This window comes from Nostoc sp. DedQUE05, from assembly GCF_034530955.1.
GTDB lineage: Bacteria > Cyanobacteriota > Cyanobacteriia > Cyanobacteriales > Nostocaceae > Nostoc.
Window position 1 is genome coordinate 327191 of the sequence record NZ_JAVRCB010000001.1, and the last position, 14839, is coordinate 342029.

Genomic DNA, 14839 nt, shown 5'->3' on the forward strand with positions numbered 1-14839 from the left:
CTTTGTTGCATCGCCCTGCACGTTTGTTGTATCGACTCGCACCTTTGTTGCATCGCCCTGCACGTTTGTTGTATCGACTCGCACCTTTGTTGCATCGACCTACAAAAATTAACCCACCCTACGTTCCGCAGCAACTTTAAAAGACTTGTGTACACCACCGTAGCCTACGAGTAGAGGGGAGTTTAGCTCCCTCTTCCCTTGTAGGGAAGGGGGTTGGGGGGTTAGGTCTTTGATTACAGCACCTTCCTAGCTAAGGTGGTGAATAACAATTCATCATCCAAATAGCTAACACTGTGCGATCGCTCCATTTGCGATCCGCCAGGTTGCCAGTGAAATAACCCTTTAGTATAAGTTTGAGTCAGACTCTTAGGCGGATCTTGTAACTCATCCCGGTGAAGTCGGTGTAATCCATAAAGTTCATCTACACCAAACACCCAAGTTTTATCTGCCTTTTCCAGCACCACCATGCGCGAATACACCACTGAACTGAGCGTTTGTACTGCTGTATCGGCAGTTTCCAGATTCAAAAGATCGCTCAAAGAAATACACAATAGCAATTCGCCTCGGATACTTACCAATCCGCGCAAGATTTGGTTGCTGCGATGCGGTAGGGTATGAACCACGCTAGAAAGAGAAATTTCCTTGAAGATTTGGGCAGAAAGCGCCAGCCATTCCCGTTGCAGACGAAAAATCACAACTGTGATTTGAGTGGTGGTTAAAGTATGGGATATCTGGGAATTTTCATCAGTTCTAGATTTAGCCAGTAACTCAGTCCACTGATGGCGATAATCTTCAGATATGGAGCGCTCTAGCAAATAGCGTCCAGCAGTAGAGTAAACGGGGCAATTGCGGCAATGGGTATAAGTGGCTAATTGCGGACAGGAGCGATCGCCCTCAATGCCGATAAAATTCCAACAACGTTCAATATTTAATGGCGTAGCGGGGTTCATAAGGGCTGCTCAAGAGAATTGGTGCAGGGGTATAATGTCTTCTGTTTTCACCTGAAAGCGGGCAATCTCTTGACGCAATCCCTGCGCTACTTGGTTAAGTTGGGTTATGGCATGATTAATTTCCCGCAAGGAATCCGTGCTTTGCACAGAGGTACTACTCAACTGCACCATCGTCTCACTAATTTGTTGCGCTCCCACAGATTGGGTTTCCATAGCCTGGTTGACAAACTCAAATCGCGGATTCAGGTCTTGCACTTGCTGGATAATTTGCCCAACCTGTGTACTAATACTGGCAACATCTCCTATACTCCGCCCAACTTCTGCGGCAAACTTGTCCATCTCCATCACACCTGTAGAGACTGACGATTGCATCTGCTTCACCATCTGTTCAATATCGAGGGTAGCAACGGCGGTTTGATCTGCTAGTCGGCGAATTTCTCTAGCCACAACAGCAAAGCCCAAGCCATACTCTCCAGCTTTTTCGGCTTCGATCGCCGCATTTAACGACAGCAGATTCGTTTGGTCTGCCACCTTAGTAATTGTGACGACGATAGTATTAATGCTATTTGCCTTTTCGCTAATTACTCCCAATCGAGCTGCGATCGCATTCGTGGCCTTCCTTAATCTTCCATACCCCAGACAAGCTGGGGATGTTATTCAAGGTTAGTGAGTTAATTGACTGATTTAACTCGTTGGTAACGAACCATGCCAGCAAGGCCATTACGAATACAATCAGTCCTATGAATAAAAATGAACCGATCAACCGTGTTTGCAAGGTGATGTTCTTGAACATTGGATATCCTATTGTTCCTCTGCTGCTGTAAAATTCATTCGTTTATTAGAATTCCCAAATCACAAGCAAGATGAACAGTTTGTATTTTTATTTTTAAACAAATTATTAAGTAGGTAGTTTAGTTCAGAAACTAGATTTTACTGACGATCTAAAAGTATTGAAATATTTCCTCAATTGTTGATTAAATTGATTGCTGAGGAGTTAAACTAGAATATTCTGTTTTCACCTGAAAGCGGGCAATCTCTTGACGTAATCCTTGAGCAACTTGATTGAGTTGAGCTATGGCATGATTAATTTCCCGCAGAGAATCCGCCGTTTGCACTGAAGTACTACTCAACTGCACCATCGCATCACTAATTTGTTGCGCTCCCACTGACTGGATTTCCATACCTTGGTTCACAGACTCAAAGTGAGGGGCCATGTCTTGCACTTGTTGGATAATTTGCCCAATTTGAGAACTAATGCTGGCAACATCTTCTACACTTCGTCCAACTTCAGCAGCAAATTTGTCCATCTCCATCACACCTGTAGAGACTGACGATTGCATCTGTTTTACCATCTGTTCAATGTCGAGAGTCGCAACAGCAGTTTGATCTGCCAGTCGGCGAATTTCTCTAGCAACAACCGCAAAACCCAAACCGTATTCTCCAGCTTTTTCGGCTTCAATAGCCGCATTTAACGACAGCAAATTTGTCTGATCTGCCACTTTCGTAATTGTGACAACAATGTTGTTAATGTTATTCGCCTTTTCGCTAATTACTCCCAGTCGAGCAGCGATCGCATTAGTGGCTTCTACCAACTGCCGCATAGTGGCTTCCATACGAACCAAATCTTTTTGGCTAGTGCTAGCAGCCGTCGTCGTGATTTGTGAGGTAGTCGCAACTTGTTCCATAGTATTTACTAGTTCCCTAGAAGTTGCAGCAATTTCTTTGGCAGTAGCAGTTACCTCATTCGTAGAGGCTACTTGTTCAGAAATCGTCGCTTCTAATTGTTTACCAGAAGCAGCAATTTGAGTAGCCGAAGTAGTTACCTGAATACCTGAATTTTGCACCTGACGGACAAGGGTATTCAGGTTAGCAATCATATTTTTTAATGCAGCCATTAACTTGCCAATTTCATCATCTGAGGTAACTTCAACCTGGGTTGTCAAATCACCGGCAGAAACCTGCTCTGCTAGACTAAATGCTGACTGCAAAGAGCGACTCAAAGAAAGACTGAGAATGCGGACAATAACCAGTGAGACAATGAATGCAACAATCATAATACAGAAGAAAGTAGCGAAATTAACGGAATTTGCAAATGCCTGAAATTGACTTGCTTGCTTTTGCCTCTCTTCTAAAAGTTGCCCTTCTGTTTGCAGCATCTCACTAAGCTTTTGTCTGATTGCATCCATAATATTTTTACCTTTATCTGAAAGAATCAGAGCTAGTACTTCTTGCTCTTTACCAGCTTTTTTGAGAGCGATCGTTGTTTCTAACTCGCTCATCTTTTCTTGGGATAATTCCTCAAATTTATCTAAACTCTGGACTTGCTTTTGATTGTCTGAAATCTTTTGTCTTAAATATTTAAATTTATCCTTCAGGTTATTTTTAGCAATTTTATAAGGCTCTAAATATTGTTGTTTGTTTGTAATAATAAATCCTCTTTGTCCAGTTTCAGCATCAACTAAAATTTTTTCAATTTCTTTTAAATCCAATTTAACTGAATAGGTATGCGTTACTAAAGTAGCAGAATTAGCTAGAGAATCGTTTGCTGATTTAGCCACAAAACTAGCAATACCTGTTAAGATAACAATGATTCCAAATCCACCAATGACAAATTGATTAATTCTAATTCCTTGTTGCATATATTTTTGATGTTTGACTTTTTCCAAATAGGTGTATTAGGTAAAATGCGAAAATCAGCTTTTTAAATTGGATAACTATTTCCACCACGCTATACTAAACCACATCTATTTTGATAACCATATTTTTAAAGTAGTGGGAGTATCTTGCTTCCTGCTGATATTAGCGGGCAAGATGTCCGCACTACTCCAAGTTTCCAAATGGATGAGGTTTTAATGTACGTTTCTGGATGGATAGAAATTGCTTGAGGTTTACCCAATTCGCCAATTAGATTTTTTGCAAAAGTAAATTTTGCCAGAGGCAGATGAAGGTTACATAGCAATACAGTTCAGAATAAGCAACAAAATACTTGTAGAGACGGCGATTTATCGCGTCTCGAAAACCCAAAATTGTTGCCAGTAACCCTTAACTAAACCAGATTGGGTTATACGGTTAGGCTCATATAGATATAAGCCTTTATGACTTATTCATTTGTTGTAAAGATTTTTGAACATGATGTCAAAAGTCTTTTGAAACACTTGCAATTCTTAGAGTTCCCAGATCGTAAACGAGATTAACAGTTTGCATATTCAATTTTGAAACAAATTATTAAGCGCTATCCTGATTTCACTTCTTCTTTAGTCGGTGAATTCGCTGCCAAAGGATGTTTGCGCTACCAGCATTTCCTTGATGTTCTCTGAGTAATGCCAAATGAATAAGTGCCTCTTCATGGGTAGGTTGCAGGTAGATTGCTTTTTGAAAAGATTGTTCCGCCTGCTCATTTTGCGCCATTGCTTGCTGTACCTGACCAAGTAGAAGATACGCTTCAATACTGACCTGATTTTGGTTCAGATAGTCGTTGCATAATTTAGCAGCTTCATTCAACTGACCTTGATTAGCTAAGTTTCTGGCTGTTTCTAACAAATTTTCCTTCAGGTCTTTTGGTAATATGGGGTTTTGAGGAGGAAGATTCAATCTCGGTTGTGCGGCAAACTTGGAATGGTTTTTGTTGGGTAGTTGTCGCTTGTTGAGAACATCGATATTTTTGCTTGTAAAGTCTTGTTTGTGAAGATTGGGATGATGATTTTTGCGAATATTTTCGCACGTTGGGGACTTTCGATGAGCAACTACTGAATCTTGACGAACTGAAACAAATTCAGTTTTCGATATTAACCAAGCTTCAGCATGTCCAACAAATAGCAAACCTTGCGGGTTTAGCAACCTTTTTAGAACTCCAATAGTATGTACCTTGGTAGCACTATCAAAATAAATCAGCAGGTTACGGCAAAAGACAATATCATAGGGCGGCGTACCCAATAAAAAATCGGTATCTACTAAGTTACTGTGCAGAAAATTCACCATACATCTTACCTGTTCGCACAGGCGATATCCTGCCTCAGTTGCCTGAAAATAGCGCTCTTGAAACGATTGGCTATTGCCGCGAAACGAGTATTGATTGTAGATTGCTCGTTGGGCTTTTAATAGGCACTTGTTGCTAACATCAACAGCATCGATGTGAATGTTTGTTGGATTTAATCCTGCTTCCAAAAGAGCGATCGCAATAGAATATGGTTCTTCACCCGTTGCACAGGGTACACTCAAAACCCGCAATACGCCTTGGGGATTTTTTGGCAACCACTCAGATAATACATAATGCTTCAGAAATGCAAAAGACTCTGGTTCTCGAAAAAACCAAGTTTCTGGAACAATTACACTGTCAATCAGTGCTTCCCATTCCTGGGTAGATCCCTGTAACTTCCCTAGATAGTGAGCAATATCCGTGATGCCGCAATCTGCCATGCGTTGATAAATTGCACTAGCGATCGCATCAGCACCAATAGAATTTGCATCTAAACCAATCTTGCTTTTTAGTAAAGCTTGAATAACAGATTGTGCCATTTATAGAGTCTTCAGACCAATCTAAAATCTAGTATTGTGATGACTTTCTGGCAAGAGATTGACTTGCTGCGCTTCTGACAACAAGTACTCAATGCGAAGGCACTGAATCATCCCTCGATCATCTACAATCATTTTGCCCAAATATGGCGCTATATCTATCTGAATATTGGGATCAACAAATTCAGACTCAGACTGGTGTAATGTTTCTACAACTTGTTCTGTCATCAAACCCAAAATATAGGGAGCCTGAAGTTCTGCATTATTACTCCCCCAATAATTAACTAGGACAATTCTAGTACTCAGATACTCACTGGAGGGTTTACCACGCATCAACTGGCATAAATCGATTACTGGTATAATGCGTCCGCGATAGTTAAAAACACCAGCGATATGCTCAGGCTGGTGGGGCAAACTTTTGAGTACAACAAGTGGTATTACTTCTACAACCTGTCGGCTTTCTATGGCATATCGCTCATTCCCAATGTTGAGAAGTAACATTAACACTAATTTACATCTCCATTGCTAGCTTTTGTATTCCTTGTAGGCTATGCAAGACGCCTATCCTACGGTGATGAGAAATTTATTGCAGGCATATTCTAAAAACTATATGCTACTTTGTCAGAGTTTTAGTGTTTGCGAGATGATTTCTGAAAAGCCCACAGATAACAGTAACGTGATGAGAGAACACGACTTAGTTTCTTCTTCTAGTCCAGCAATACAGGGATTAGAGGGCATTAGATATCGTTTGCGCGGTGCTTCTACAAAAGAAAAAGTGGATGCTCTTTTAGAAGCATTTCAATATGGGCACAAAGGAATTGATTTAGTAATCCAGGCATTGGGCGATGGCGTCAGAGAAGTGCGGGAATCAGCTTTGCTGTTATTGTCCTACAGCAGCGAAGCTACTGCTGAACAAGCCCTATGGAATTATCTGCCCTTTGCAAAAATGCAATGCCTGCATACCTTGACGGAATTTAATCTAGATTGCTACAAACCTGAACAACATCATCCATATTATTTTGCGATTGCAGACTACAATAACACCCTTATTTGCTACTGGGATCTGTCTTATAAGCAATCTTTCGTTAATATTTGGCATTTGGAAACAGGTCAAAGTAAGAAAGATTTTGATCTGGCGATGGCTCACGAATTTGGTTTAGGCAAAAGCGGAAAAGTATGTATCATTAGCTTTCAGCACTTTCTTTGGCCATTAGATACAGAAACACAAGAGCCAATTGGCACTTATCCCGATTACCTTATGAATACTGTTCAAACCGCTCCCCATTGCTTGGCTGTCTGCTCAACTAAACAGCCATTGCTTGCCACTGGCTATACTGTGGGGAAAACAGGAGAGCTAGAGATTTGGGATTATGAAACCTATACTCGTCGCTTCCATCATCAATTTCAGGATTGGGCTTTAGTACCTCTTGGGAATTTGCCTTTGGGTAACTATATATCACCCCTTCTCTTCACTCCTGATGGAAAACTATTGGTTGCATATTTCAAGCAGAGATTGCAGAATAAGCTACACCTCTGGAATACCGAAACAGGAGAACTTATTCAAACATTGGATAATCTACCTGCTATGACAGTGAATGGACTTGCAAATCGCTTTGATGGGCAAATTTTGGCTTGCGGAATCCGGGAAAAAAAGGTGTGTGTGTGGCAATTGATCGGCGATCGCATTCTCTATACATCTTCGGGTGTTGCTCCTTGCCTTATGAGTTCAGATAGTAGAGTTTTAATCTACTGTACAGACAACTACGAAATAGTTGTTTGGGATTTGGCAATGAACAGAAAACTATGTACATTGCAGGGGCATACAGCGCCAATTGGTTATGTTGCCATGAGTAGCGATCGTAACTTCATTGCTAGTTATAGCATTGATAGAACAATTAAAATTTGGGGAGTGCCAGAGTCCCTTAAATACTTGTAGCGACTTGTAAATAACGTCCGAAGTAAGAACACATTATTTACAAATAACTGGTAGTTTATCCAAGAAAAATCTTATGGAGGATTAACTAACATATTTTCAGGATATCAGGGTCACAAGAACAGATGTTAACAGATTTTATCAAATAGTTTATTACACTTAATTGGTATTAACCGAAGTAGCCAAAGCAGTTGAAGCAATTAGCGTAGGCGTAGCCCGCCGCAGGCATCGCCAGCTACAAAGAAATATAGCTACTGCCAGTAGCATTTTAGCAGGTCTAGTGCTAAATAAAAATGTAATTAGCAAGATTTTAAGGAGTGAGATTATGCGCGAATCAGTTATTTATCAACAAATCCTAGAAGAAGGCGAAGCCAAAGGCAAAGCAGAAACAACAAGAAAGTTGGCTTTAAATTTATTGCGAATTGGAATGAGTTTAGAGCAAATTGCTCAAGTTACTGAATTATCTATTGAAGAAATTCAAGTTTTACAAGAGGAGATTCAAAAATCTGAATTTTAATTAATCGTTTTATAAAATACATAACTATACAAGCAAAACCCGCATTCGCAGGTTTCAAAGTTTTTATTAATCCGCGCAGACGGACTTAGTTTGTGTAGACGTGATTTATAATCGCCTGGGTTTCAAACTAAAACTCAGTACTTTGTGGTGTACGCGGAAACGGAATTACATCACGAATATTTCTTATACCCGTCATCAATTGCACGAGTCATTCAAAACCCAACCCAAAACCCGTATGGTGAACAGTTCAATAACTATATAAATAAATGATCTGAGAATACCTAATATTTATCAATCATTATCATTGTTCATAATCCTTAATCCAAGGATAGTACATAAAGCTATTGCTAATTCATCTAAATAATTATCATCCAAATGACCAATCACTCTGATAATTCTTGATTTATCAACAACCCGAAGTTGCTCACAAAGCACAACAGAATCTTGGTTTAAACCACCGATGCCAGCAGGTACAAACACATGAGAGGGTAAAATAGCACGTCTAATTTTTGAGGTGAATGGTGCGATAATGGTATGGGGACTAACAGCATTTGCCCGATCAATTTGCACTACTACGACAGGTCTAATCCCTGCTTGTTCTGTACCAATAACAGGATTTAGATCGCACAAAACTACATCTCCTCTTGAGATATCTACCACTGGATTTCTCCACGCGCCAAGCGTTCTTCATAATCTTCTAAATTAGATAAATATTCTGAAAAATCTGATTCTACTATTTCTAACGACTCGCTAAACTGAAGCCATAGTTCCCAGTTTTTACCGCTATGCTTCATTAATAGGAAGTCGATAAAATCACTTACTTCCTGAACTAAAGCTTCTGGCATTTGCCGGATTTTACCAATAGTTTGGTCTTGTATGCTCATGATAAATATTCTCAGATGGATTTCTGTTTATCCACAAAAGTCAAAAACCTGGCGATTAGAAATGGCCAGGTCTAAAATTTAAACTAAAACTCAGCACTTTGGGGTGTACGCGGGAACGGAATCACATCACGAATATTTCCCATACCAGTCATAAATTGCACGAGTCGTTCAAAACCTAGTCCAAAACCCGCATGAGGAACAGTACCGTAACGACGCAAATCAAGATACCACCACAAGTCTTCTGGCTTTAATCCTTGCGCTAACACGCGGCGTTCTAATACTTCTAAACGTTCTTCGCGCTGGGAACCACCGACAATTTCGCCAATTTTGGGTGCGAGAATATCCATTGCGCGGACGGTTTTTTCATCGTCGTTCAAGCGCATATAAAATGCTTTAATTTGCGCTGGATAATCTGTAACGATCGCAGGCTTTTTAAATAATTGTTCAGCCAAGTAACGTTCGTGTTCTGATTGTAAATCTAAACCCCAACTCACTGGATATTCAAATTTAACATCAGCTTTTTCTAAAAGTTTGATCGCTTCTGTATAAGTTAACCGTTCAAACTGATTATTAATAATATTTTCGGCTGTTGCCAACACAGATTTATCAATGCGTTCATTGAAAAACTCCATATCTTCTGGGCACGTTTCCAACACATATTTAAAAATGTGCTTGAGAAACGCCTCAGCTAAATCCATATCGCCTTCTAGATCACAAAAAGCCATTTCTGGCTCAACCATCCAAAATTCTGCTAGGTGGCGGGAGGTGTTGGAATTTTCTGCACGGAAGGTAGGGCCGAAGGTGTAGACGTTGCTAAACGCCATCGCCATAACTTCCGCTTCTAACTGGCCGCTAACTGTTAGATATGTGGGTTTAGCAAAAAAGTCTTGGCTGTAATCTACTGCTTGATTTTCTGTGCGGGGAATATTCTTTAAATCTAAACTGGTAACGCTAAACAATTCACCCGCGCCTTCGCAATCGCTAGCGGTGATGATGGGTGTGTGTACCCACAAAAAGCCTCTTTGTTGGAAAAATTGGTGAATTGCTGTCGAACAAGCATTTCTGACGCGGAAAACTGCACCAAAGGAATTGGTACGCGATCGCAAATGTCCAATGGTTCGCAGAAACTCAAAGGAATGGCGTTTCTTTTGCAGGGGATATGTATCGGGATCGGCTTCTCCGAAAACTTTCACGGACTCGGCTTTCAACTCAATCCTCTGTCCTTTACCAAGAGAAGCCACTAGTACCCCTGTCGTTTCCACAGCAGCACCCGTATTCAGTTTTTTCAAAATAGCTTCATAGTCTGGCAAATCCTGATTAATGACGACTTGCAAATTAGCTAGTGATGAGCCGTCATTGACTTCAATAAAAGCAAACTCTTTTGACTCACGTTTCGTCCGCACCCAGCCTTGAACTAGGAGAGACTCATCAGGTTGGCCACTTCGCAATATTTCTGCAATTCGTCGATTTACCATATTTACCCAGCATAAGACTTTAATATCCAGCCTATGATAACGCCCATTCCACCAAAGCGGACGACTTGCCAGAAAGGTTTTTTGAGGCTACGCCAAGAAAATAACTGGCTTTCTAAGTTCACTTCTAGCCTTTCCAACTGCTGTTGAATGTGCCGTAACTCTGCTTTGATTTCTGGTGTCTGAGATTTATTGTGCTTTAGTTGATCCCGGCGCTGTTGCCATTGTGCCTGTTGTTGGCGATCGCGCTGCACTCGATCGTAACGTTCTTTTAAGGATAGGAGCGATCGCTCTACTTCTTCTAATTCTTGTTCAAAATCTGGTTCGGGATTTTCTGCTGACGGCTGTGATTGTTTTGGCGGCTTCATTTACAAGTAGTAAACTAAAATTAAATATTAATCAATTGTCATTAGTCATTTGTAATTTTTCAAAGGACGAAGGACAAAGGACGAAGGACAAAAGACAAAGGACTCATAATTATGTCTCAATCTACTCAGCTGCCTAAAACCAGTCAACTGAATGAATTTAGTACTCTGGAACTAGCTCAAGCCCTCATGGAAAGGCTGACTATTTCCCCTAACGATTGGCATCGCCTCAAGTCTAACCGCAATTCCCGCGCTAATGAACAAGTGGCAGCAGCTATTGTGTATCTTTTAAAGAATCAGCCAGAAGAAGCTCAAGCTAGATTACAACAAGCAGTTGGTTGGTTAGATCGCTCCATTTCTGCCCCTCCCTGTCAAACTCACGGAAAAAGTTAAAAGTTAAGAGTTAGGAGTTATGAATTATTACTCAACTCCTAACTTTTAACTCCTAACTCCTAACTAAGTTACCGCCGCAGAGATAATCCCCGGCGATTTTCCATTTGTTTACAAAGTCTCAATTCTGTGCCTTTTCGGTTCCACTCTACCCGATCAAAAATTTGATGTAGAAGACATAAACCACGACCATTTTCTGACTCATCTGGTGGAAGATAGTCTGTTGGTTCTTCATTACTAGTAGATGAAGGAGTAAAACCACTACCCTGGTCTGATATTATCCACCAATATTGATTATCTATTACGGAAAAACGAACTACAACTGTTTTACTCGGATCGAGATTATTACCATGTTTAGCTGCGTTGACTAGGGCTTCTTGAAGTCCTAGCCGCAGTTCTGCTTGTAATCTTGCTGGAATTTCTGCCAACAATAAGTCTAATATGGGACAAAGGTAGAGGGTTGAGGCAAAACTAATAGTGCCCCAATAACGTCCAACTGGACGGAGTGAAATAGTAATCACAAGAGAAACCCCATAGCTTTCAGTTAGCTAGACATCAGTTTGCTATTACAGTCACCCTGATAAAACTTGAGGTGGTCATGCTGCCTTCAAACTTGCGTCTTTAAAACTAAATTTTGAAAATGCTAGGGAGCATTGGCTCTATAACTATGAATTGCGATTGTTTAGATATATCGGCTGGAAGAAATTTGATAATGAGGTCAGCAAATTAAGAATATGCTGTTAATTTTAGAGAGTATTGGCATACTCTAATTAGTTGCCGATTTATCATTCACACAATCTTCTTCATATTTTTCAGAACCTATGCTACTTGAATTTATTTAAACAAAATGAATTTTTATTTTTCGCTTAATTCAATTTTAGCATCTTTAGTATGCACTAGACTAAAAATTTCAAATTTCAGTTTTTTTGAAGGAATTACTAACCTTGTCAACAATGTGATAACACAAGAAAGGCGGCAGCTTCAACATGAGCAGTTTGAGGAAAAAAATCAGCAGGTTGTACCCGTGTGATGGTATATTGCCCATCTTGACAAAGCAATTTCAGGTCGCGGGCGAGGGTAGCTACTTTACAGCTGACGTAAACGATCCTATATGGTTTCAATTGCCGTAAAGTGTCTATGACTGCGCGATCGCACCCCTTACGTGGCGGATCGAGTATTACTACTTCTGGTATTGTGCCCATTTGGGGAAGCAATTTCTCTACTGCCCCGACAAGGAAAGTCACATTATCAATTCCGTTGCGGTGGGCATTCAAAATTGCTTGTTCTACTGCTGCTGGTTGCACTTCTAATCCTGTAGCAATTCGTACTTTTTTGGACAGGGGTAAAGTTAAAGTCCCAATACCACAGTAGGCATCAACTAGGAACTCATGCCCTTGAAGATTGAGTTCTGATTGAATTACCTGTAATAGTGCCTCTGCTGTTTCGGTATACACTTGGAAAAATGTATCTGGGCGTACTTGAAATTCCAGTCCAGCAAAATTTTCACGCAGGTGGGGGACTCCAGCAATGCAACGGGTTTCTGATCCAAAGATAGCATTTGTGCGATCGCTATTGCGATTGAGCGACACTCCGACTAACTGCGGATAGCGCTTTAACCATTCCTGGGCTTGGGTTGCAATTCCTGATAAATTCCAGTCCTTTACCACCAAAGTCAGCAACATTTCCCCAGTGTATCGCCCAATGCGTAAACCGAGATGGCGAATTTTTCCTTGGTGGCGGTGTTCGTCGTAAATTTGCCAACCTTGCTGTTGAATATCCTGCTTAACTTCGGCAAGTAAGGGATTTAATCGCGCATCTTGGACTGGACATTGATTTAAATTAATTAATTGGTGACTACCTTTTTGATAGTAACCAGCTTGTACTTGTCCTGTTGCCGATAGCGAGAGAGGATATGTAGATTTGTTACGGTAGCCCAAAGCAGAAGGGGCAGCAAGTACCGGATCTACTGGTGGTTGGATAAAACCGCCAATACGTTCCAAAGCTTGGATAACTTGATTTTGTTTGGCTACTAGCTGGTAATCATAATTAATATGCTGCCACTGACAACCGCCGCACTTATCCGCCACAATACAGCTAGGTCGGATACGGTGGAGGGATGGCTCCAATAGCTCTTGGAGCTTACCGTGGCCGTATTTTGGTTTAACGTGTACCAAGCGGACAATGGCGCGATCGCCTGGGACAGTATCTGGGACAAACACTACACGCTCATCAGCGCGTCCCACACCATCACCTGTATCACTCAGGTTAGCGATCGTCACTTCAATTAATTCACCCTGTTGCCAAATTATTTTAGTCATTTGTCATTTGTCATTTGTCATTTGTCATTTGTTACTGGGCATTGGGCATTGGGCATTGGGCATTGGGCACTTGTACTGAGCGAAGTCGAAGTATTGGACATTAGTTATTAATTCTTCTTCCCCTGCCTCCCCTGCCTCCCCTGCTCCCCTGCTCCCCTGCTCCCCACTCCCCCAAATAGATAAATTCAATACATAAGTAGCTCCTATCCCTTCACTTGTGTACCTCCAACTCGCTAAACTAACAGATAATATTTCAGGTGATTTCAATAATCATGACTGTAATTAGCCAAGTTATTCTCAAAGCCGACGACGAACTGCGTTATCCCAGCAGTGGCGAACTTAAAAATATCAAAGACTTTTTGCAAACCGGTGTACAACGGACGCGGATTGCGGCTACCTTAGCTGAAAACGAAAAGAAGATAGTTCAAGAAGCAACTAAACAACTTTGGCAGAAGCGTCCTGACTTTATCTCCCCTGGAGGTAATGCTTACGGCGAACGCCAACGCTCTCTATGTATTCGTGATTTTGGCTGGTACTTACGCCTAATTACTTATGGTGTACTTGCCGGTGACAAAGAGCCAATCGAAAAAATTGGTTTGATTGGTGTGCGGGAAATGTACAATTCATTGGGCGTTCCCGTGCCTGGAATGGTAGAAGCGATTAATTCCCTCAAAACAGCCTCCCTTAGCTTACTGAGTGCGGAAGACGCTGCCGAAGCAGCACCTTACTTTGATTACATCATTCAAGCGATGTCTTAAGACAAAGTGTGTGCTGGTTCTAGGAATATAGTTTCGGTCTACTAGAGTGAGTGCGAAACATTAGCACTCGATAGGCATAAGATCCCCAATTTGATCGTACCTTCCCCACATTTGGTAGTGGCTGTGGCAAAATCTCTGTCAAGTTACCAACCAGTTGTGGGGAAATTTTATGGATATGGGCATGGGGCATTTGACTAATGACCAATGACCAATGACTAATGACAAATACAAAAAACCGACAGTCCTTGATTAAGACTGTCGGCTATTAAGTGTGTTCCCTATTAATGACTCGGCTAGAGTTCAGTTGTCATTAATTATGCCTAGTTACCGATCGCTGGGGGACGATCTTAATCATCGATATGTGTGATTCTCGTCACTTGATTGTTACATCTAAACTGCATATACCCGAATAATCTCTGAGTGAGACTAGACTCACGTAAGTAAAGGAGCTAGAAATTTCACCAAGATTAAAAAATAAAGTTATCTTTACAGACTAAAGCATTTTGTGTGCTATTGATCTTCATCTTGTCTATCTCATGGTCGAAATAATCCTGTTGAGTGCATTCTGGGGTTTTACTACTCCTCCATCAAAGAAATAAGTTTGCTTGTAAAAAAGGCTGCACAAGCATTTTCTACCAATTATTTACCAACATGGAAATACAAGTATTTAGTTAGAGTTTAAATTAAAGAGCGATCGCGCTTCAATTAAGAACTGTACTTACAGGGCAAGTAAATCGATA

The 14839-nt window shown here is 40.9% G+C and carries 14 protein-coding genes and 2 pseudogenes; 4 read left to right on the forward strand and 12 right to left on the reverse strand.

All coding sequences use genetic code 11. The features are described 5' to 3' along the window. Positions 1 to 233: 233 nt before the first annotated feature. The 5 genes and pseudogenes from RMZ42_RS01400 to RMZ42_RS01420 all read right to left on the reverse strand — a co-directional run bounded on the left by RMZ42_RS01400 (position 234) and on the right by RMZ42_RS01420 (position 5963). Positions 234 to 950 carry a chemotaxis protein CheW gene (locus RMZ42_RS01400; protein WP_322669704.1) on the reverse strand — a complete coding sequence of 239 codons (717 nt, stop codon included), beginning with the start codon at positions 948 to 950 and terminating at the stop codon, positions 234 to 236. 9 nt (positions 951 to 959) lie between these two features. After that, positions 960 to 1577 (reverse strand): annotated as a pseudogene (locus RMZ42_RS01405) (methyl-accepting chemotaxis protein); the annotation flags it as partial. Between the two features lie 347 nt (positions 1578 to 1924). Beyond that, positions 1925 to 3589, reverse strand: coding sequence for a methyl-accepting chemotaxis protein (locus tag RMZ42_RS01410; protein WP_322669705.1), 1665 nt, complete (start codon positions 3587 to 3589; stop codon positions 1925 to 1927). Positions 3590 to 4193: 604 nt separating this feature from the next. Then, entirely contained in the window at positions 4194 to 5465 is a 1272-nt protein-coding gene (locus RMZ42_RS01415; RefSeq protein ID WP_322669706.1) for a CheR family methyltransferase, read from the reverse strand. A gap of 21 nt (positions 5466 to 5486) precedes the next feature. Next, a complete protein-coding gene (locus RMZ42_RS01420; RefSeq protein ID WP_322669857.1) occupies positions 5487 to 5963 on the reverse strand; it encodes a chemotaxis protein CheW in 477 nt (158 codons plus the stop codon). A gap of 142 nt (positions 5964 to 6105) precedes the next feature. Between RMZ42_RS01420 and RMZ42_RS01425 the strand changes: the two genes are divergently transcribed. Then, the gene (locus RMZ42_RS01425) at positions 6106 to 7398 is read left to right on the forward strand and encodes a hypothetical protein (RefSeq protein WP_322669707.1); all 1293 of its coding nucleotides are present in this window, start codon (positions 6106 to 6108) and stop codon (positions 7396 to 7398) included. A gap of 160 nt (positions 7399 to 7558) precedes the next feature. Next, positions 7559 to 7912 carry a hypothetical protein gene (locus RMZ42_RS01430; protein WP_322669708.1) on the forward strand — a complete coding sequence of 118 codons (354 nt, stop codon included), beginning with the start codon at positions 7559 to 7561 and terminating at the stop codon, positions 7910 to 7912. A 127-nt stretch (positions 7913 to 8039) separates the two neighbouring features. On the opposite strand, the pseudogene RMZ42_RS34615 reads toward RMZ42_RS01430, so the two are convergent. From RMZ42_RS34615 to RMZ42_RS01450, 5 genes and pseudogenes are all read right to left on the reverse strand, one after another. Next, positions 8040 to 8159: pseudogene (locus RMZ42_RS34615) on the reverse strand (amino acid--tRNA ligase-related protein); the annotation flags it as partial. Positions 8160 to 8203: 44 nt separating this feature from the next. Next, the gene (locus tag RMZ42_RS01435; protein WP_322669709.1) at positions 8204 to 8572 is read right to left on the reverse strand and encodes a type II toxin-antitoxin system PemK/MazF family toxin; all 369 of its coding nucleotides are present in this window, start codon (positions 8570 to 8572) and stop codon (positions 8204 to 8206) included. Then, the gene (locus RMZ42_RS01440) at positions 8566 to 8796 is read right to left on the reverse strand and encodes a DUF2281 domain-containing protein (RefSeq protein WP_229456950.1); all 231 of its coding nucleotides are present in this window, start codon (positions 8794 to 8796) and stop codon (positions 8566 to 8568) included. The genes RMZ42_RS01435 and RMZ42_RS01440 overlap by 7 nt, the downstream gene beginning before the upstream one ends. Before the next feature lie 83 nt (positions 8797 to 8879). Then, a complete protein-coding gene (gene asnS / locus RMZ42_RS01445; protein WP_322669710.1) occupies positions 8880 to 10271 on the reverse strand; it encodes an asparagine--tRNA ligase in 1392 nt (463 codons plus the stop codon). Between the two features lie 2 nt (positions 10272 to 10273). After that, positions 10274 to 10636, reverse strand: coding sequence for a hypothetical protein (locus RMZ42_RS01450; RefSeq protein ID WP_322669711.1), 363 nt, complete (start codon positions 10634 to 10636; stop codon positions 10274 to 10276). 111 nt (positions 10637 to 10747) lie between these two features. Between RMZ42_RS01450 and RMZ42_RS01455 the strand changes: the two genes are divergently transcribed. Next, positions 10748 to 11026: a DUF6439 family protein gene (locus tag RMZ42_RS01455; RefSeq protein WP_322669712.1), complete on the forward strand. Its 279-nt coding sequence runs from the start codon at positions 10748 to 10750 to the stop codon at positions 11024 to 11026. A 68-nt stretch (positions 11027 to 11094) separates the two neighbouring features. On the opposite strand, the gene RMZ42_RS01460 is transcribed toward RMZ42_RS01455, so the two are convergent. Together RMZ42_RS01460 and rlmD are read right to left on the reverse strand one after the other, a co-directional pair. Next, complete coding sequence (locus tag RMZ42_RS01460) at positions 11095 to 11544, reverse strand: anti-sigma regulatory factor (protein ID WP_322669713.1); 450 nt, start codon at positions 11542 to 11544, stop codon at positions 11095 to 11097. Positions 11545 to 11970: 426 nt separating this feature from the next. Continuing rightward, positions 11971 to 13341: a 23S rRNA (uracil(1939)-C(5))-methyltransferase RlmD gene (gene rlmD / locus RMZ42_RS01465; RefSeq protein WP_322669714.1), complete on the reverse strand. Its 1371-nt coding sequence runs from the start codon at positions 13339 to 13341 to the stop codon at positions 11971 to 11973. Between the two features lie 272 nt (positions 13342 to 13613). On the opposite strand from rlmD, the gene RMZ42_RS01470 reads away from it, so the two are divergent. Continuing rightward, positions 13614 to 14099: an allophycocyanin subunit alpha-B gene (locus RMZ42_RS01470; RefSeq protein WP_094348587.1), complete on the forward strand. Its 486-nt coding sequence runs from the start codon at positions 13614 to 13616 to the stop codon at positions 14097 to 14099. Positions 14100 to 14839: the final 740 nt, after the last annotated feature.